Source organism: Pseudaeromonas sp. HNCC25DJ180 (assembly GCF_055413345.1).
On the sequence record NZ_JBVAYF010000008.1, the window covers coordinates 57232 to 76584 of the forward strand.

Annotated in this window: 19 protein-coding genes; 15 read left to right on the forward strand and 4 right to left on the reverse strand. The window is 49.0% G+C overall.

Annotation, left to right across the window (positions count from 1 at the left end; genetic code table 11):
* The first annotated feature begins 2 nt into the window (after positions 1-2).
* The 11 genes from ACZYTD_RS08780 (at position 3) to ACZYTD_RS08830 (ending at position 12087) form a co-directional block, all read left to right on the forward strand.
* Positions 3-1031, forward strand: a complete 1029-nt coding sequence (locus ACZYTD_RS08780) for an NAD-dependent epimerase/dehydratase family protein (protein WP_463891333.1) — start codon at positions 3-5, stop codon at positions 1029-1031.
* The gene (locus ACZYTD_RS08785; RefSeq protein ID WP_463891335.1) at positions 1021-2373 is read left to right on the forward strand and encodes a lipopolysaccharide biosynthesis protein; all 1353 of its coding nucleotides are present in this window, start codon (positions 1021-1023) and stop codon (positions 2371-2373) included. The genes ACZYTD_RS08780 and ACZYTD_RS08785 overlap by 11 nt, the downstream gene beginning before the upstream one ends.
* Positions 2363-3286, forward strand: a complete 924-nt coding sequence (locus ACZYTD_RS08790; protein ID WP_463891337.1) for a glycosyltransferase family 2 protein — start codon at positions 2363-2365, stop codon at positions 3284-3286. The genes ACZYTD_RS08785 and ACZYTD_RS08790 overlap by 11 nt, the downstream gene beginning before the upstream one ends.
* Positions 3287-3290: 4 nt before the next feature.
* Positions 3291-3974, forward strand: a complete 684-nt coding sequence (locus tag ACZYTD_RS08795) for an acylneuraminate cytidylyltransferase family protein (protein ID WP_463891338.1) — start codon at positions 3291-3293, stop codon at positions 3972-3974.
* Complete coding sequence (locus tag ACZYTD_RS08800) at positions 3971-5017, forward strand: N-acetylneuraminate synthase family protein (RefSeq protein ID WP_463891340.1); 1047 nt, start codon at positions 3971-3973, stop codon at positions 5015-5017. Before ACZYTD_RS08795 ends, ACZYTD_RS08800 begins: the two co-directional genes overlap by 4 nt.
* A 1-nt stretch (position 5018) precedes the next feature.
* Positions 5019-6155 (forward strand): UDP-N-acetylglucosamine 2-epimerase, encoded by a 1137-nt coding sequence (gene neuC, locus ACZYTD_RS08805; protein WP_463891342.1) that lies wholly within the window; start codon positions 5019-5021, stop codon positions 6153-6155.
* A 414-nt stretch (positions 6156-6569) separates the two neighbouring features.
* Positions 6570-7544 (forward strand): glycosyltransferase family 52, encoded by a 975-nt coding sequence (locus ACZYTD_RS08810; RefSeq protein WP_463891343.1) that lies wholly within the window; start codon positions 6570-6572, stop codon positions 7542-7544.
* 80 nt (positions 7545-7624) lie between these two features.
* Positions 7625-8665 (forward strand): EpsG family protein, encoded by a 1041-nt coding sequence (locus ACZYTD_RS08815; protein ID WP_463891345.1) that lies wholly within the window; start codon positions 7625-7627, stop codon positions 8663-8665.
* A 39-nt stretch (positions 8666-8704) separates the two neighbouring features.
* Positions 8705-9742 (forward strand): glycosyltransferase family 4 protein, encoded by a 1038-nt coding sequence (locus ACZYTD_RS08820; protein ID WP_463891346.1) that lies wholly within the window; start codon positions 8705-8707, stop codon positions 9740-9742.
* Positions 9743-9744: 2 nt separating this feature from the next.
* Positions 9745-10485, forward strand: coding sequence for a glycosyltransferase family 2 protein (locus tag ACZYTD_RS08825; RefSeq protein ID WP_463891347.1), 741 nt, complete (start codon positions 9745-9747; stop codon positions 10483-10485).
* Positions 10486-10659: 174 nt separating this feature from the next.
* The gene (locus ACZYTD_RS08830; protein ID WP_463891348.1) at positions 10660-12087 is read left to right on the forward strand and encodes a phosphomannomutase; all 1428 of its coding nucleotides are present in this window, start codon (positions 10660-10662) and stop codon (positions 12085-12087) included.
* 91 nt (positions 12088-12178) lie between these two features.
* Here ACZYTD_RS08830 and bioA read toward each other — a convergent pair whose 3' ends face one another.
* A complete protein-coding gene (gene bioA, locus ACZYTD_RS08835) occupies positions 12179-13438 on the reverse strand; it encodes an adenosylmethionine--8-amino-7-oxononanoate transaminase (RefSeq protein WP_463891520.1) in 1260 nt (419 codons plus the stop codon).
* 100 nt (positions 13439-13538) lie between these two features.
* Between bioA and bioB the strand changes: the two genes are divergently transcribed.
* Genes bioB through bioD form a run of 4 tightly spaced genes read left to right on the forward strand, consistent with a single transcriptional unit; the run spans position 13539 to position 17267 of the window.
* Complete coding sequence (gene bioB / locus ACZYTD_RS08840; protein WP_463891350.1) at positions 13539-14615, forward strand: biotin synthase BioB; 1077 nt, start codon at positions 13539-13541, stop codon at positions 14613-14615.
* Positions 14608-15801: an 8-amino-7-oxononanoate synthase gene (bioF, locus tag ACZYTD_RS08845; RefSeq protein WP_463891351.1), complete on the forward strand. Its 1194-nt coding sequence runs from the start codon at positions 14608-14610 to the stop codon at positions 15799-15801. The genes bioB and bioF overlap by 8 nt, the downstream gene beginning before the upstream one ends.
* Before the next feature lie 3 nt (positions 15802-15804).
* Positions 15805-16587 (forward strand): malonyl-ACP O-methyltransferase BioC, encoded by a 783-nt coding sequence (bioC, locus tag ACZYTD_RS08850; protein ID WP_463891353.1) that lies wholly within the window; start codon positions 15805-15807, stop codon positions 16585-16587.
* On the forward strand, positions 16584-17267 hold the full coding sequence (bioD, locus tag ACZYTD_RS08855; protein WP_463891354.1) for a dethiobiotin synthase: 684 nt from the start codon (positions 16584-16586) through the stop codon (positions 17265-17267). The genes bioC and bioD overlap by 4 nt, the downstream gene beginning before the upstream one ends.
* A gap of 72 nt (positions 17268-17339) precedes the next feature.
* On the opposite strand, the gene nth is transcribed toward bioD, so the two are convergent.
* Genes nth through rsxG form a run of 3 tightly spaced genes read right to left on the reverse strand, consistent with a single transcriptional unit; the run spans position 17340 to position 19353 of the window.
* On the reverse strand, positions 17340-17975 hold the full coding sequence (gene nth / locus ACZYTD_RS08860) for an endonuclease III (RefSeq protein ID WP_463891356.1): 636 nt from the start codon (positions 17973-17975) through the stop codon (positions 17340-17342).
* A 20-nt stretch (positions 17976-17995) separates the two neighbouring features.
* Entirely contained in the window at positions 17996-18676 is a 681-nt protein-coding gene (locus ACZYTD_RS08865) for an electron transport complex subunit E (RefSeq protein ID WP_463891522.1), read from the reverse strand.
* Between the two features lie 44 nt (positions 18677-18720).
* A complete protein-coding gene (gene rsxG / locus ACZYTD_RS08870) occupies positions 18721-19353 on the reverse strand; it encodes an electron transport complex subunit RsxG (RefSeq protein ID WP_463891357.1) in 633 nt (210 codons plus the stop codon).

Below are 19353 nucleotides of genomic sequence, written 5' to 3' on the forward strand. Positions count from 1 at the left end.
AAGTGCGCTTGGCCTCAGATGATTTACATCATATAGCAAATAATATTCTGGATATTCACGCTGACATTAGAAATAAGAGTTTTTTTATAACTGGTGGGACTGGTTTTTTTGGGAAATGGTTGCTTGAAAGTTTCGTTTTTTTAAATAAACATTATGCGGCAGGTATGTCGCTTACTGTGCTATCTAGGAACCCAGAATCTTTTAGAGATGCGCATGCTGAGCTAGTATCAGAAAAGGGTATTTCTTTGGTGAAAGGTGATATTAGCGATCTAACTCATATCGTTGGGAAATATGATTACATAATTCATGCTGCGAGTGATGTACCTTCTTCATATAAGGAAAAAATCCCTGAGGATCCTATTTACAAAAAAATACTTGAAGGTGCAAATTCGATTTGCCAGTTAGCTAAGAGCGCTGATACGAGGCGCATTTTATATACGAGCTCTGGTGCGGCATATGGCTCTCTGATTGCTAAACTAGATAAGATTGATGAGTCAAGTATTGGTGATGAAGTATTTTCACCACAAGATTTTTATGGTTTGGCAAAACGAGATTCAGAAACACATTTTATTGAAAATGCACCGTGCGAAGTGGTTGTTGCTAGGTGTTTTGCATTCTCTGGTCCCTACCTACCGTTAAATGGATCCTACGCGTTTGGTAATTTTATATATGATATTCTAAACAATAGGGATATCAATATAAAAGGAGACGGGGCACCGTTAAGGTCTTATTTATATGCGTCAGATTTAGTTATATGGTTGCTGCAAGCTTTGGTGAAGGGGCGGAACAGAAATATATATAACATTGGCTCTGAGGAGGCTATAAGCATACGCCAACTTGCAGAAAAAATGCTGTGTGTTACAAAAAGCAAGAATAAAATTGTCCTCCATGGTGCGGCCGATGTTAATGGACGAGTTAGTCAATATGTACCATTTACTGGTAAGATAAGAAATGAGCTAGGTGTTTCACAATCTATTTCTCTTGGATTGGCCATCGAAAAGACAATGAAATTTTATAAAAATGAAATTTGATTTTTTGAAAAGTAAAGGCATCGATGGCGCTGTAATATATGTAATATTGCAGCGCGGCTGGTCTTCAATTGCTGGTTTAATAACTTTATTCTTGCTGGTTAAGTTCCTGTCAAAAGTCGAACTTGGATTTTATTATGCATTCTCGAGTTTGATCGGCATTCAGATGATTTTTGAGCTAGGGCTAACTACTATTATTCGTCAGTTTATTAGCCATGATATGGCTCATCTGACAATGACGAAAGATGGATATATAAAAGGCAAACAGGAACTTCGCGTCAAATTGCTGAAGTTAGTGATGAAGTCTTTAAAGATTTACACATTAATTTGTTTTTGCATTTTGATTGTTATTACGCCGGCCGGACTATTGTTTTTTTCTGACTCAGGCTCTGCAGAAATTATAAATTGGGAAATGCCATGGGTTATGTTGGTGTTTTTTTCTACGCTTAATTGTTTTATTTCTGTTGTAACCGCCATCCTTGAAGGCTTAGGTTTCATCAGCCGAGTAAAAAAAGTGCTGCTGATATCTACAGTTTTTTCCAGCGTCGCTGTATGGACTGTTTTGTTTGCAGGATATGGTTTATATGCACCTCTGATATTAAATGCATGTAACTTTGTATGTGTTGCCTACTGGGGGTGGAAGTATTTTGGCAGAACATTTATTCAAGCATACCGTGTCAACGCTAGGCCAGGCTACATGGTCTACCAAACCAAATGGAAGACTGATATTTGGCCAGTTCAATGGCGTGTTGCCATTTCATGGCTTGGCGGGTATTTTATTTTTTATATAGTTAATCCTATCGCATTTAAATACTATGGGCCTGAGTTTTCTGGCCAGCTTGGCCTTTCATTTCAAGTTATTAATTTGATTCTGGCGATGAGTGCATCACTTATTGCCACCAAAATGCCGTATTTTGGTCAGCTAATTTCCATGAAAGATTACGAAACATTAAATAAAACATACAAAATAATCGAATTTGCGTCATCCATCTTTTTCATAGTGATGTCATTCGGACTGATCTTCTCTTTGATGTTTTTTAAGGCATATGAAATCAGTTATGTGGATAGGCTGCTACCTATAGACCTTCTCTCCATCTTGTTGGTGATGACATTTCTCCGTAATTTGATTAATTGTCATGCTTGCTATGTTCGCAGCTTTAAACAAGAGAAGCATAGTATAAATTCCATCATGACTGGATTATTAACTGTCTCGGTGCTGCTATTTTCGGCTAACTACCTGACCAGTTCTTATTATGTGATATCTTACGCGTGTATTGTCATCCTGTTTGCGTATCCGCATTCGCTTTTGATTTACTTGAAATTCAGGAGAAGTAATGAGTCATAACCTTACGATAGCAATTCCAACCTATAATCGTGCGGCAGTAATTGGATGTAATCTCAAGCAGTTGCTAGCAACAGATTTGGCGGTGGATATAATTGTTTCGGATAATGGCTCGTCGGACGATACATCGACTATTTTAAGCCAGTTCGCTGATGATCGATTGACTGTTAATAGAAACGATAGCAATCTTGGCTTTACGGGGAACATGCTGAAACTCATCGAGTTGGCAAAAACGGATTTCATTTATTTCATTAGTGACGAAGATATTGTTGAAGTAGACGGCATTGAAAAAGTTATTACCCAGATTACTGGAATGGAAGCAGAGATAGGCGTGGTCTTTACTGAGGTTTCAACAGCTAATAAGGCCATGCATCGTTATGCTCACAGTCTTATTAGTGACAAATTCGATGCTGTGTCTCGCTATGCATTTACTCATGGCTATATGAGTGGATTAATTGTTAATAAACAATTTCTTGACATCCCAAAGTTTATATCATCTACAAAAGATGAAAGTATAATATTGTATCCCCACGAAATATTTTTCTTGCAATGCCTCTTTGCTGGAGGGCAATTGCTTATTTCTGATGCGATATGTTGTAAGCAAGGTCAGGCCGTGGAGTCAGATACGTATATCGAGTTGAAGTATGATCGGTATGCTGCCCGAGCATTGTTAATGCATCGTTATCTGAGGGTCATTAAGCGATTGGAGTTCGATACGACTTTTAATCAAGTGGTCCTTTCAGCCTTGGCAAGGTATGCTGCCGTGGTTTTTTACCACAATTTACGTTCAGTACGATTAAGACATAGTGGCATGCTTCAGTACTTGATATCAGTTACTTTCAGCCGTATTGGGATTAAATTTTACTGGCACCTTCTTTCCCGCTTTGTAAAGAAAATTAAAAATAATATGGGTTGAAATTATGAACATCGGACTTATTACTGCCAGGGGGGGCTCTAAAGGGCTGCCCCGGAAAAATATACTTCCTCTAGATGGCAAGCCGTTAATATACTGGACTATCAAAGCCGCACAAGACTCTAGCTACATTGATGCAGTATTTGTGTCAACGGAGGACAGTGAAATTGCAAAGATCAGTATTGAATGTGGTGCTTTGGTTATTGATCGTCCATTAGCGTTGGCGCAGGACACAAGCAGCAGTGAGCCAGTTATTGCCCACGCTATCACTTCCTTGCTGAATGCGGGACAGAGTGTAGACAATGTATGTCTGCTGCAACCTACATCCCCATTACGTGACCATTTACATATTGATTCCGCGTTTAATCTATTTTATGAAAAGCAAGCCAGTTGTGTTTTAAGTGTTTTTGAACCACGACACAGTGCGGCTAAGGCTTACCAGCAGCAAGCTGATGGCTCCATTACCGGCCTTCTTTTCCCTGATGCTCCTTACTGTCGGCGGCAAGATTTGCCAAGAACGTATCAGCCTAATGGTGGCATCTACCTTTTTGCTGCAGGTAGTTTCATGTTAAATGAGCAGATCCCCCGACTGAATGTGTTCCCGCTCATAATGTCTGAGCTGGAGTCCATCGATATAGATACGCAGGACGATCTTCGTTCGGCAGAAACGATTATGAGAGGTAAAAAATGAGTAATCCTGTATTCAAAATTTTGTCACGTGAAGTTGGTTTAGATCATGATCCTTTGGTAATTGCGGAAATTGGCATTAACCATGAGGGCTCATTACAGGTTGCTTTCGAGATGGTTGATGCAGCGGTAGCGGCTGGTGCTGAAATCATCAAGCACCAGACTCATGTCGTTGAGGATGAGATGAGTGGTGAGGCTAAAAGCGTTATCCCCGGCAATGCTGATGTTTCTATTTACGAGATCATGGCCCGCTGTGCGCTGAATGAAGAAGATGAAATTAAACTTAAAAAATATGTTGAATCTAAGGGCGCTATCTTCATCAGCACTCCGTTCTCAAGGGCTGCGGCTTTGCGTCTGGAGCGCATGAATGTACCTGCATATAAGATTGGTTCTGGAGAGTGTAATAATTATCCGCTCTTGGAATTGATCGCCAGTTTTGGCAAGCCAATTATTCTGAGCACCGGAATGAATGATATTCCCTCTATTCAGAAAGCAGTGGATATTTTCCGCCGCCACAAGACCCCATTCTGTCTGCTGCATACCACCAATTTGTATCCGACACCGGATAATTTAATCCGTATCGGTGCCATGGAGGAACTTGCTCGTGCTTTCCCTGATGCAGTAGTTGGTTTGTCTGACCACAGTATTGATAACCTTGCCTGCTTGGGCGCGGTAGCGGCAGGCGCTTCAGTGCTGGAGCGTCATTTTACTGATAGCAAGGAACGTCCGGGGCCAGATATTTGCTGCTCAATGGATGGGAAAGAGTGTGCTGATTTGATTGCACAGTCCAAGCGGATGGCAAAAATGCGTGGTGGCAAGAAGGGTGCTGTAGCCGAAGAGCAGGTCACTATCGATTTTGCTTATGCCAGTGTAGTCACCATCAAGCCGATCAAGATGGGCGATGCTTTTACCAGGGATAATTTGTGGGTCAAGCGTCCGGGTACGGGTGACTTTTTAGCCGTCGATTATGAAAGCCTGTTAGGTCAGACGGCTCTTTGTGATATTCCGGTCGATGTTCAGCTTAAAAAAGAATATGTGGATTGCTGATATGTCGAAAAAATTATTATTCCTGACAGGAACGCGGGCAGACTTTGGCAAGCTAAAAAGCTTGATCCAGAAGATTGATGACGCACCAGATCTGGAAGCTCATATTTTTGTGACCGGAATGCATATGATTGCAAAATATGGCATGACAGCTATTGAGGTGGAAAAATGTGGTTTTAGGTCTATTTACAAATATATCAATCAAAATAGTCATGACTCCATGGATGTAATTTTAGCGAAAACGATCCTGGGCTTGTCTGATTATGTAAAAGAGCTAAAGCCAGATATGCTGGTCGTGCATGGTGACCGGGTCGAGGCCATGGCAGGTGCCATTGTTGGGGCTCTGAATAATATTCTGGTCGCACACATTGAAGGTGGAGAGGTATCAGGAACTATTGATGAGCTGATCCGTCATGCTGTATCTAAAATGTCACACCTGCATTTTGTTTCGAATGAGCAAGCCAGAGTGAGGTTGATTCAATTGGGTGAGAAAGAGGAGAGTATATATGTGATCGGCTCTCCTGACATCGATATCATGACATCACCACGTTTGCCTTCTCTCGCCGATGTCAAAACGCGTTATGAGATTGATTTTGATGAGTATGTTGTTTTCATGTACCACCCAGTTACGACCGATCTTGATAACCTTGCCGAAAATATCAGGCAAATTGTCGATGCACTGATTGAGAGTGAAAGAAACTACGTTGTTATCTATCCAAATAATGACCATGGTTCCGAGGTTATCATCAATGAATTGAGTCGTTTGGTGGAGAACCCGCGTTTCAGGATCTTCCCAAGTATTCGCTTTGAATATTTTCTGACATTGTTGAAAAATGCAGCCCTGATGGTTGGTAATTCTTCGGCCGGTGTGCGTGAGGTTCCTTTTTATGGCAAACCTTCGATAAATTTGGGAACTCGACAGGATAATCGTTCTGCTGCGATTTCCATTTTTAATGTGGCCGAGAAAAAATCCGATATCCTTGATGCGATACATGCGGCCATCGGTATGCGTTTTGAGCCAGTGCGTGAATTTGGTGATGGAAGTAGTGATGAGAGGTTTTTGGCTCATATCATGGAATCTAAATTATGGCTTGCATCTAAACAAAAACTATTTGTTGATTTTACCCAGAAATCTGGATAAGGCGATTTTTACAAAATATAAAATTGTCAATTTGACTGCCAGTTCCATGCGTTGGTGGGCACAAACGCATGGCTGATATAGTCTAACACAATATGCGTTTCCCGGACCGTATATCGCTGATATATATACTTATTATGTAGTTACGTGGTCGTGGTAAATGCTCTTTCTGGTTTTGATCTTGTCGCTACAGGTAAGTCGGTGGTCGTTTCATGTTGCGCATAGCGCGTCTGTTTTTTTCTGGCTAACCAGTGTGGCTCTGGATGAAAAATGAATATATAAACCTGGCGCGGTTGGGTTTTTGACCATTTATACAGTTGATGGCTTTAATCAGTTACCGAAAGTGTAAAGTAAATCTTTGACTGTAAATGTGAACTTTCTCATTTTAATTTAGTAATATTTAGATGGTTTATGGTTATGAATCTGTTCCTTTGTTATACGCCGTTGCAATTATTTATTGTTTCTAAAATAATTAAAGAACTTAAGCTTAAAAGAGAACTTGTCGAGGTTTTTTATATTAGTAAAGTAGACGGCTTGGTTGCGAGAAACATGATTTCCGAGCTGTCTGAACTTAGTGCTAATGTTCAGTTTTTGCATATGAGGTTTAAGTACCCACTGTATTTCACAGCGCTGCTGTTCCGTTTTTTTAGGCGGCGATATCAGTCTGTTTATCTAGCTTCCATTGACAATGTCATAATGCATTTTATTCTATCTCATATAAAATTTGAACATCTTTATTCTTTTGATGATGGTACAGCTAATATTTTTCCAGACAGCATTTACTATGCGAACTCTCACATGAGCTTGGCTCAAGTCATATACCGTAATGCTCTCGGCATCCGCTTCACTATGCCTGATATTAAATCATTATCCCTGCGTCACTTTACAATTTACCCTGGGTTTAAAAACATCAGCGAACGTATTTATGCCATTTCGTTGATGACAACCAAAATGAATTCAAGTTCTGGGCTAGATATTGACGCTGGGGTAAAGGCTAAAGCTTGCAATGTCATGTTAGGTTCTGTGTACTCTTTTTTGTTTGAACCCTGCGTTGATATTGCTCCTATCTTGCGCCGCTGTGAGCTGTTAATAGCGGAGAATGGATATCCGAATTTTTACATTCCACATCCAAGAGAGCGCCAAGATGGGTTTTTCAATGACATTATTTGGATTAAACCGAAGTCAATTGCGGAAAATGAGGTGTTGGAGTTGCTGGAAAGGTACGAGCAGGTGAATCTTTATGGTTTCATGAGCTCTTGTCAGTTTAATTTGGCGTCTGAGCCAAGAATTGTTAATCATGTGTTTAATTCAGTGAGCTTGATACCGACGTTTCGAACGATAGTGACCAGTGGGTTTTTACCATCTTATTTCGATGTGGTGGACCTTGATTGAATTGATTAATGTTGAAAATTTAATGATGTGATTTTATATGTTTTACTATGCGTTATCATTAAGTTGGACGGTCGGCTCAGATGACTTTAAAATTAAGTAAAAAATTTTTTTGGTTTTTCCTTCTGACGTTGCCGATTGCTATTTTGGTTGGGATGAGGGGGGCTACGCCAGATACTCAGACTTATTACGACATATTCCGTAAAATAAATGGTTTTGCACTTTTTGATCCACTTAGGTTCTATAGTGAAGCAAGTGTGGAAATTGGTTTTGGTTGGTATGCTTATTTAATTTCGATTTTCTCCAGCGATTCATTTGTTTTGTTTTCATTGTTTTCGTTGCTCAATTTTGCATTTATCTATAAGTCTTCGCAGGTGATAAATGTAAAATATAATCTCGTGTTTCTTATTTATGCTTCTAGCTCGTATTTCTTTATGCAGCAATTTATGCAAATGCGCCAAGGGTTGGCAATTAGTGTTGTGATGTATGCGGTTGTTAATTACATTCACAAGCATCACCTTCCCAGTTTGATTTTTTATTTTCTTGTTGCATTAATCTTCCATCAGTCTGTTTTGTTGTTTCTTGTTTTTTCTGTTTTTTTCTTTTTGCTAAATTCATTTTATCTTGCTAGGGGGCGTTTTTTTTCTCTATGGTGCATATGTTTAATATTGTGTTTCTCTTTGTTTTTTAAATATTATCTCCTTGATTTTCTTGTCGGTTTTTCAGTTCGTTTGCAAAGTTATGCTGCATCAGAGAAGTTTTCTGAATCTGTTGGTTTGTTAAGTCTTCCTGTTGTTAGAACTGTTTTTATTTTAATTTTTTCTATGGTTTTTGCCCCTAAGGTTCTTTGGGGTAATTCATTTTTCAGGTTTTTATTCTTTTTACAGTCTGTAGCTATTTCAGTTAGGCTTGGCTTTGTGGATTTTGCTATATTGAGCGGTAGGTTATCGACTGCATTTTCATATGCTGAGGTTTTCTTGCTGCCAATAGTAATCATGAGTAGATTTTCGCCTCGGATATGTGTTTTTATCTGTTTTGTTATTTTCATTATTCAATTAATTGTGTCATTAGGTTTTCAGGCGCCATATCTAATCGATTTATACTTTACTCCACTAAATGTTTGATTGGTCTTTAGTTCATATTTATAATATTGGGATTGTACAATGAGCGGTTCATTTATATTCATTGACGATATCTCCCGCTCGGGCGGTACAGAGAGGGTGGCTACATTTTTGGCCAACAATCTGGCGGCGGCTGGAAGACGGGTGACGCTGGTGTCACGGACTTGTAAGCAGGGGGTGCCTTACTATCCACTCAATACCAATGTGGGTTATCAGGTGGTGGGCTCTTCTTCACTGTTGGCTCTGGCTCGTTTTTTACGGGCTCATCCCTGCCATGTGCTGATTTCCATTTCGATGGGGCGTCTCTCATTTACATTGGCACTATTGCATACGCTATTAAGACTACGAGCCCGACTGGTTTTGAGTGAGCATGTTGCCTACGAAACCTCCCCCTGGTGGATCCGCAGCCTGAAGTGGTTGAGTTATCAGAGAGCGGATGATTTAGTTCTACTAACCCAACATGACTATCGTTTGTTGCACCCTAGAGTGCGGGCGTGTACCCGGGTGATCAGCAATGCCAGTAGTTTTCCGCGCTGTGAGGCTTCGTCGTTGACACACAAGGAGAAGATAGTGCTTGCGGTGGGCCGCCTTACTTATCAAAAGGCGTTTGAGCGTCTGATCCGCCTTTGGGCTTCACTGCCCGAGCGGAATGGCTGGACCTTGCGGATTGTGGGTGATGGCGAGGCGAGGGACGAGCTACAAGGGTTGATCACAGCATTGGGGATCACTGACTGTGCATTTCTGATCCCGGCTTCAAAAGCCATCGCCGAGGAGTATCAGCGTGCTAGTCTGTTGGCCATGACCTCACGTTATGAGGGGTTGCCGCTTGTGCTAATTGAAGCCAAATCATTTGGTTTGCCAGCTGTGGCATTTGATTGTAAAACCGGGCCGCGCGAAGTGATAGAAGAGGGCGTGGATGGTTTTTTGGTGCCAGAGGGGGATGAGCTGGCGTACCGTGGTCGGCTCGTTAGCTTGATGAGTGATGCAGAGCTGCGGCATGGAATGCAGTTAGCGGCACTGGATCATTCCAGAGCCTACTCAGGTGAGGCTATTATCAAACAGTGGTTGGAGCTGATATAAGCATGGCTGTTGAAACAGTTTCCATTATTATGCCCGCCTTCAATGCCGAACAGTTTATTGAGCAGAGTATCAGATCCGTTTTGGCGCAGAGATACGGCGATTGGCGTTTATATGTGGTTGACGATGCCTCCAGCGATAATACTGCCGCTGTCGTGAAGGGCTTTGACGATCCGCGGATCGAGTACCTTAGGCTAATCCAGAATGGAGGTGTAGCGACAGCCAGGAATGCGGGTATCGAACGGGCGCAAGGCACCTATATTGCTTTTCTTGATAGTGATGATCTCTGGGAGCCAGAGAAACTGGAACAACAGATATGTTTATTGGAGCAGGGCTATGATGTCGTCTGTGCCCATTACTCTGTTTTTACCGATAATCCAGCTAATGTCATCGCCACTCGTCGCTATCCATTCGATTTGACTTATGCCCGCATGTTACGCGGCAACTGCATCGGTAATCTGACCGGTATCTATAATCAACGCAATCTTGGCAAGTGCCAGCAAAAGCGTTGTGGACATGAAGATTATGTCATGTGGCTGGAGTTGATCCGACGAGCAGGCAAGGGGGCGTGTGTTCAATCTGTACTGGCCCGATATCGCGTGTCGAGTCACTCCATATCGTCCAATAAACTGCGCGCGGCTGTTTGGCAGTGGGAAATATACCGCAAGCACTTAGGCATAGGCTTATTACCCAGTGCATATTACTGGCTACATTACATCTTTGCTGCTGTTGTGAGAGGTCTTTGAGTCACATTCATACCTGCGATCTATTTGGCAGTGAGTAGCGCTACTGTTCTGCTCTGCCGGGCCGTTGATCTGGCTCGGGGCGCCGAGATAGTTAGGCGCACTCTGGCACCTGACTTAGGGAAAATGATATTGTGTCTACCAGAGCGCATTGTGGAATCTTGAGGATTTAGCCTGATGACAGTTATGGAAAATAGTTCACAGATCATTGCCACTAGTGGCGTTGCCTTTGGCACCAGTGGGGCTCGTGGTCTGGTGGTGGATTTCACCCCTGAGGTATGTGCGGCCTTCGCGCATGCTTTTGTTAAAGTGGTAAAACAAGAGTTTGATGTCAGCCAAATGGCTCTGGCTATTGATAACCGCCCTAGCAGCTATGGCATGGCGATGGCCTGTGCGGCTGCATTGCAACAGGCAGGCGTAGAGCCTATCTATTACGGTGTGGTGCCGACTCCTGCACTGGCTTACAAGGCCATGCAGGATGACATGCCCTGCATTATGGTGACCGGTAGTCATATCCCGTTCGATCGCAATGGCTTGAAATTCTACCGCCCCGATGGCGAAATCACCAAGGCCGATGAGCAGGCGATCCTCGCTGCGGATGTCTCCTTTGCCGCTTTGCCCCCCTTGCCGGATCTGGTGGCGCGTTCCGAGGCGGCTGACGCCTATCTGCAACGCTATACCTCGCTCTTCTCCAGTAAGCTGCTGGCCGGCAAGCGCATTGGTATTTATGAGCACTCCAGTGCGGGCCGTGATCTCTATGCTCCCTTGTTCAAGCAACTGGGTGCTGAGGTGGTTTCACTTGAGCGCAGCGATGAATTTGTGCCCATTGATACCGAAGCGGTAGGGGAAGAGGACAAAGCCAAGGCGCGTCGCTGGTCTAAAGAGCATAAGCTGGATGCCCTTTTCTCTACCGATGGGGATGGGGATCGTCCACTGGTGGCGGATGAACAGGGCGAATGGTTGCGTGGCGATATCCTGGGCCTGCTCTGTGCCGATGCCTTGGCGATAGAGGCGGTGGCGATCCCGGTTAGCTGTAATACGGCGGTGGCCAGCAGTGGTCGTTTTACCAAGGTGGCATTGACCAGGATAGGTTCACCCTATGTGATTGCCGAGTTTGCCATCCTGGCCAAAGAGTACAGCCGCATTGCCGGCTTTGAAGCCAACGGTGGCTTCTTGCTGGGCAGCGATATCGAGCTTAATGGCAAGCCCCTGGCTGCGCTGCCGACCCGTGATGCCGTGTTACCCGCTTTGATGGTGCTGGCAGCAGGCCAGCAGGGTATCGCGCCTTTGGTGGCGGCGTTACCTAAGCGTTTTACTCACTCTGATCGCATCAAGGATTTCCCCACCGCTCGTAGCCAGGCCATTCTGGCCGAAGGGCAAGCCGATCCGCAAAGCTTGCTGGCGCGTCTGGGTTTTGCTGATGCCAAGGTGCAGCAGGTGGATGTGACGGATGGTTTGCGTATGACGCTTAACGATGGGCGTATCGTTCACTTGCGCCCCTCCGGCAATGCTCCTGAGCTGCGCTGCTATGCCGAAGCCGATAGCGTTGATGTGGCGCAACTCTGCGTCGAGCAGAGCTTGTCACGTATCAAGGCGCTCGCTTGATCCAAGAGTAGATTAGCTCGGAACTACTCACTCTCTACGAATAGGAGACCCATCTTTACCAGATGGGTCTCCTTTTTTGTTTGTGCTGGAGTCACAGCGCCTTGGCTATGGCGGCTGTGAGTTGGCTTAACTCGTCACTCTGGATCACCAGGGGGGGCATCAAGTAGACCAGCTTGCCGAAGGGGCGGATCCAGACGCCGAGCTCGACAAAGCGGGCTTGCAACGCCGCTGAGTCGACGGCTTGGTGCAATTCGACCACACCTATGGCGCCGAGTACCCGTACCTCCTTGACGCTGGGATGGCTGGCCAGGGGCTTGAGTTCGGCTTTGAGCTGGGCTTCGATGGTGGCTACGCGGGCTTGCCAGGGGGAGGCGAGCAGCAGATCGATAGAGGCATTGGCCACGCTGCAGGCCAGTGGATTGCCCATAAAGGTCGGGCCGTGCATCAGCACACCGGCTTCCCCCTCACATATTCCCGTCATCACTTTCTGGTTGGTCAGGGTGGCCGAGAGCGTCATGTAGCCGCCGGTCAGCGCCTTGCCTACACAGAGAATATCCGGGCTTATTCCCGCCCATTCACAGGCGAACAACTTGCCTGTCCTGCCAAAGCCGGTGGCAATTTCATCGGCGATCAACAGCACGCCATACTCATCACACAAGGCGCGAACCTGGCGCAGATATTCCGGGTGGTAAAAACGCATGCCGCCGGCACCCTGCACTATGGGCTCGAGTACCACGGCGGCAAACTCCTGGTGGCGTTCGGCGAGCAGCCTGGCCAACGGCTCCATCTCTTCCGGCTGCCAGGGGCCAGTGAATTGGCTCTGGGGGGCGGGGATAAACTCATGCTGGGGCAAGAAGCCCTGATAGAGCTTATGCATGCTGCCATCCGGGTCAGTAATGCTCATGGCGCCGAAGGTATCGCCGTGGTAACCCTGCCGCAGGGCGATGAAACGGCTGCGAGGGGTGCCTTGGCTCTGCCAGTATTGCAGCGCCATTTTGAGCGCCACTTCAACGGCTACCGAGCCGGAGTCGGCCAGAAAAACGCGATCCAGCCCGGCCGGGGTGAGCGCCACCAGCTTGCGGCATAAGTCGATGGCGGGTTCATGGGTGATGCCGCCAAACATCACATGGGCCACCTTCTTGAGCTGTTTTTCGATGGCGGCATTGAGTTCTGGCACATTGTAACCGTGCAGGCAGGCCCACCAGGAGGACATGCCATCCACCAAACGGCGGCCATCGGCCAACTGCAGATGGACCCCGGCGGCTGAGACCACTTCATAGGTGGGCAGCGGGCGGGTAAGGGAGGTGTAGGGGTGCCAGATATGGTCGCGATCAAATTGCTGATTGGTCATAGAGTAAGCTGACGTAAAGTTAAATTGTGTGCTTTTGGTTGACAGCATACGACCCATCCCTAGACTAGCCAAGTCAATTTCCATTTTCTGAGAGTCAGCCATGCAAGCCGAAATCCGCCACAACTGGCAAGTGGAGGAGGTCCGAGCCCTCTTCGAACTGCCATTCAACGACCTGCTTTTTCAAGCCCAGACTGTCCATCGTCGCCATTTTAATCCCAACGAGGTTCAGGTCAGTACACTGCTCTCCATCAAGACCGGCGCCTGCCCGGAAGATTGCAAATATTGCCCCCAGAGTGCGCGCTATCAGACGGGACTTGAGTCCGAGCGTCTGCTGGAAGTAGAGAAGGTGCTGGAGCGTGCCAAAGAGGCCAAGGCTGCGGGCTCCTCCCGTTTCTGTATGGGGGCCGCCTGGCGCAATCCGCGAGAGCGGGATATGCCTTATCTGTTGCGTATGGTGCAGGAAGTTAAATCCATGGGCATGGAAACCTGCATGACCCTGGGCATGCTCACTGCCGATCAGGCGGGGCAATTGGCCGGGGCCGGGCTTGACTACTACAACCACAACCTGGATACCTCGCCGGAGTTTTATGGCGACATCATTACCACCCGCACCTACCAGGATCGCCTCGATACCCTGCAGCACGTGCGTGCGGCCGGGATGAAAGTGTGCTCCGGCGGTATTATCGGCATGGGCGAGAGTGCCAATGATAGAGCCGGTTTGCTGGTGCAACTGGCGGCGCTGAGCCCGCAGCCTGAGTCTGTGCCCATCAATATGCTGGTCAAGGTCAAGGGCACGCCGCTGGAGCATGAGAAGGAGGTCGATCCCTTCGACTTTATCCGCATCATAGCCGTGGCGCGCATCATGTTGCCGGCTTCCCATGTCCGCCTCTCTGCCGGTCGCGAAAAGATGAACGATCAGATGCAGGCTCTCTGCTTCATGGCGGGCGCCAACTCCATCTTCTACGGTTGCAAATTGCTCACCACCACCAACCCGGATGAGAACAGTGACATGCAGCTGTTTAAGCGTTTGGGCATTCAGCCTGAGCAGCGGGTGCAAAAACCCGATCTGATGCAGGAGCAGGCTATCCGCGAGGCGGTATTGGAGCAGACCGAGGAGAGTGAGCTCTTCTATGACGCCACCAAGCCGCGTAAGCCCAAGGTGGGTGTCAATGGCTGAGGCTCTGCGCTCTGAGGTCACCCCCTTTGATTTGCAACTGGCCCTGGACGAACGTGCCGGGCAGGGTTTGCTGCGCTGTCGTCAACGGTTAGGCTCGCCCCAGGGGGCTCGCATCCTGTTAGGCGAGCGTGAGTATCTCAACTTTTCCTCCAACGATTATCTGGGGGCGGCGGCCCAGCCCGAGATCATCGCCGCTTGGCAGGCCGGCGTGGCGCGCTGGGGAGCGGGCTCCGGCTCCTCACCTCTGGTGACAGGCTATACCGATGCCCATGCCGCACTCGAAGAGGCGCTGGCCGCCTGGTTGGGGGTGGAGGCCGTGCTGCTCTTCTCCACCGGGTTTGCCGCCAATCAGGCCGTGCTCAAGGCTCTGCTCACCGAGCGACACGAGCTGTGGCAGGACAGGCTCAATCATGCTTCGCTGCAAGAGGCGGGGGCCCTGAGCCCCGCTAGGATGCGCCGTTTTCGCCACAACGATATGGCGCATCTTGCCAGTCAGCTCACCCACCAGCAGGGGCTCATCGTCAGCGAAGGGGTGTTCAGCATGGATGGGGATGAATCCCCCTGTGCCCAGTTGCTGAGTCAGGCCAAGCACAGTGGCAACTGGTTGATGCTTGATGATGCCCACGGCTTTGGTGTCCATGGCAGCCAGGGACGGGGCACACTGGATAAGCAGGGGATTGCCCCGGCGCAGGTTGATATCCTGGTGGGTACCTTCGGTAAGGCCTTTGGTACGGCCGGCGCCTTTGTGGCGGGCTCGCGCACCCTGATCACTTACCTCATCAACTTTGCCCGGGATTATGTCTATAGCACCCATATGCCGGCGGCTCAGGCGCAGGCGACCTTGGCGGCTCTGGCTTGGGTGCAGCAGGCTGATGCAGAGCGTCTGCAGTTGCAGCGCGTGATCGGCCAATTTCAGCAGGGGGCGCAAGCGCTAGGCCTGGCGCTTATGCCTTCACAAACGGCGATCCAGCCACTGATCGTCGGTCAGAGTGAGGCGGCTGTGGCTATGGCGAACCGACTGCGTGAATTGGGCTGTTGGGTTTCGGCCATCCGGCCACCGACTGTCCCCGTGGGCTCGGCTCGCTTGCGTATTACCCTGACTGCGGCTCATAGTGAGGCAGATGTTGAGCGCTTGCTGGCCGCCTTGACTCAGTGCATGAGCCCAGTGCCAGGATCGGGAGGGTGACAGATGAGTGATTGGTCTTTGTCGGTAGACAAGCGGGATCTGGCCGAGCGTTTTGGCAAGGCGGCCCCCGATTATGATCGTCTGGCACGGTTGCAACAGCAGGTGGGGGCCGAACTACTGGCTCTGCTGCCTGAGGTGTCGTTTGAGCGGGGGTTGGATCTGGGCTGTGGCACAGGTTATTTTTTACCTGAGTTGGCCAAGCGCTGTGCTAGCCTGCTGGGCTTGGATCTGGCCCCGGGTATGTTGCAGGTGGCGCGGCATAAGTTGGGGAGTGCACAGCTGATCTGTGGTGATGCCGAGCAGTTACCCTTTGCCAGTGGCTCCTTGGATCTGATCTACTCCAGCCTGGCCCTGCAGTGGTGTGCCTCTTTGCCCCAAGCACTGTCTGAAATTCATCGCGTGCTGCGACCTGGTGGTTTTTTCGCCTTTTCTACCCTGGGGGCCGAGAGCCTGTCCGAATTACGGGCAGCCTGGCGTGAAGTAGATCACCTGGATCATGTAAATCCCTTTATTACTGCCAATACACTGCAATACTTATGCTCAGAGCATGGATTCTCATCCCTTGTTTGGCTGAGTCGTTCTCATACTTTGCATTATCCCTCGTTACATGGGGTACTCATGAGCCTCAAAGGAATTGGAGCCAATCAGGTAACAGGGGCTCGCGCCGCCGGGTTGGGTGGGCGTAAACGCTTGCACTGTCTTGAGCAGGCTTATGGAAAGATGCAAGAGCCTACCGGTCTGTTACCGGTGAGCTATGAAGTTTGCTACGGAGTTTTGATGCGATGACTAAGACCTTCTTCATTACAGGTACTGATACCGAAGTAGGTAAAACCGTCTCCACGGTCGCCTTGTTGCGTGCGGCGGCCAAACGCAACCTGTTGGCTGTGGCTTATAAGCCTGTGGCTTCGGGTTGTGATCTGATGGAGGAGGGGCTCTGCAATCAAGATGTGATCCTGTTGCAGAAAAATGCCAGCCTCAGGCAAGCCTATGAGGATGTGGTGGGCTACTGTTTTGAACCCCATATTGCCCCGCATATTGCCTCGGAGGAGTGTGGCATCCCGATCCAGCTCGAGGTGTTGAGCAAGGGCTTGGACCACCTGCGCGATACCGATGCCGATGTGATCTTTGTCGAAGGGGCCGGGGGGTGGCGTCTGCCACTGGGTAATGGCCAGTTCCTCTCCGACTGGGTGCGGCATGAGAACCTGCCGGTGATCCTGGTGGTGGGGGCCAAGTTGGGTTGTCTCAACCATGCCATGCTCACCTACGAGGCGATCTGCCATGATCATCTTCAGGTGGCTGGTTGGTGTGTGAACCGGGTTCATCCGGGCATGAGTCACTACCACTCCAACGTGGAAACCCTGAAGAGCCTGATCCAGGCGCCTTTTTTGGGGGAGATCCCCTACTTAGCCAGACCGTTTGAATCAGATCTGGGTCAGTACCTGGATCTCTCGCCCTTGCTGAAATAATCAGTTGATGCCAATACAAAACGCGGCCCCATAGGCCGCGTTTTGTTTTCCACGCTGCTGGCTTCTTCTTGCTCAGATCTCGCTCTTTTCTTTGAATTCACACAGATCTTCAATCAGGCAGGAGCCACACCTGGGCTTGCGGGCGATACAGGTGTAGCGGCCATGGAGGATCAGCCAGTGGTGCACATCCAGTTTGAACTCAGCCGGGACGGTTTTGAGTAGTTTCTGCTCTACCGCTTCTACGTTTTTGCCAGGGGCAAAGCCGGTGCGATTGGCGACTCGAAAGATATGGGTGTCTACGGCTATGGTGGGCCAGCCAAAGGCGGTGTTGAGAACCACATTGGCGGTCTTGCGGCCGACGCCGGGCAGTGCCTCCAGGGCTTCGCGGTTTTCTGGCACCTGGCCATCATGTTTGGCCAGCAGCTGGGCACAGCTCTTGATGATGTTTTCGGCCTTGGCGTTGTAGAGCCCTATGGTCTTGATGTATGCCTTGAGCCCCTCCACGCCCAAGGCCAGGATAGCCGCCGGGGTATTGGCAACGGGATAGAGGCGGGCTGTTGCCTTGTTGACCCCCACGTCGGTTGCCTGGGCCGAGAGAATAACGGCAATCAGCAGCTCGAAGGGCGAACTGTAGTGCAGCTCGGTCGTGGGGTGCGGGTTAGCGGTCCGCAACCGCTCCAGTATCTGGCGGCGTTTTCCATTATTCATCATTCATCGGCCGGTGCGAGTTACAGTGTGGTCATGCGGGCTCGTTCGACTTGTACCTTCACTACCACCTTGCGACGGGAGAGGCTCGCATCGATCACATTCTTGATGGCGATAAGAAAACCCAAGGCTAGAAAGGCGCCAGGGGGGAGGATCGCCAGCAGGAAACCACTATCGGCCGCAAAGATCTGTAGCTTAAGACTGGCCGCCCAAGGACCCAGCAGCAGCTCGGCTCCGGCAAACAGCGTGCCTTGCCCCAGTATTTCGCGTACAGAGCCCAGGATCAGCAACACTAGGGTAAACCCCAGCCCCATCATCAGGCCATCAAACAGGGCCAGCAGCGGTGAGTTGCGACTGGCAAAGGCTTCGGCGCGGCCAATGATGATGCAGTTAGTGACAATCAGGGCGATGAAGATGCCGAGGGCCTGGTAGAGGCCATACACATAGGCGTTCATCACCAGCTGAACTCCGGTTACCAGGGCGGCTATGATCATCACATAGATGGGAATACGGATCTCGCTAGGCACCCAATTGCGTACCAGTGAGATGGCCAGATTGCTCATCATCAGCACGGCTGCCGTGGCCAGCCCCAACCCCAGAGCATTGGTTGCCGAGGTGGTGACCGCCAGTGTAGGGCAGAGCCCCAGCACCTGTACCAGTGCCGGATTATTCTTCCACAATCCCTGCTTGGCAATATCACCCATGCCTGATGTGGCGGCGATTGGGGGTTCACTGGCATGGTGTCCACTCATGGCTGCTCCTCGCAGGCGGGGGCCTGGGCTAATTCGGTTTGGTGGGCTTGCAACACCAGTAAGGCATTCTTCACCCCGGAGACCACGGCGCGTGGTGTGATAGTGGCGCCGGTAAAGGAGTCGAACATACCGCTATCTTTCTTCACCGCCCAGCGTGGGTCTGTCTCGCCGTGCAGTTGCTGGCCATTGAAGCTGTCGATCCAGTTGGACTTGCTGCGCTCTATCTTATCCCCTAACCCCGGCGTCTCTTTGTGCATCAAGACTTGCACCTTTTGCACCGAGCCATCTGTGCTGATGGCGGTCAGCAGGCGGATGGCCCCGGAGTAACCATGGGGAGCCACAGACTCAATGATATATCCGGTGACCTTATCTCCCCGCCGTGCCACATACACAGGGTGGGGCTTATCATCGCCCAGTAGGCTGGGCAGGCGGAGCTGAAGGCAGCTCTTGCCCAGATCGTTATCATATAGCTCGGCTGGCAATAGCTGACTGAGGGTGCGTTGCAGTTGGGCATCGCTCTGTTTGGCGATAAGCGGGCGTGTGACCTGATCGATAAGCGCCACTAAGGCGGTGCAGGCGCAGGCAAACAGTGCCAGGCGCAGGCCATTTTTTTGCATGGAGGCTAGCAT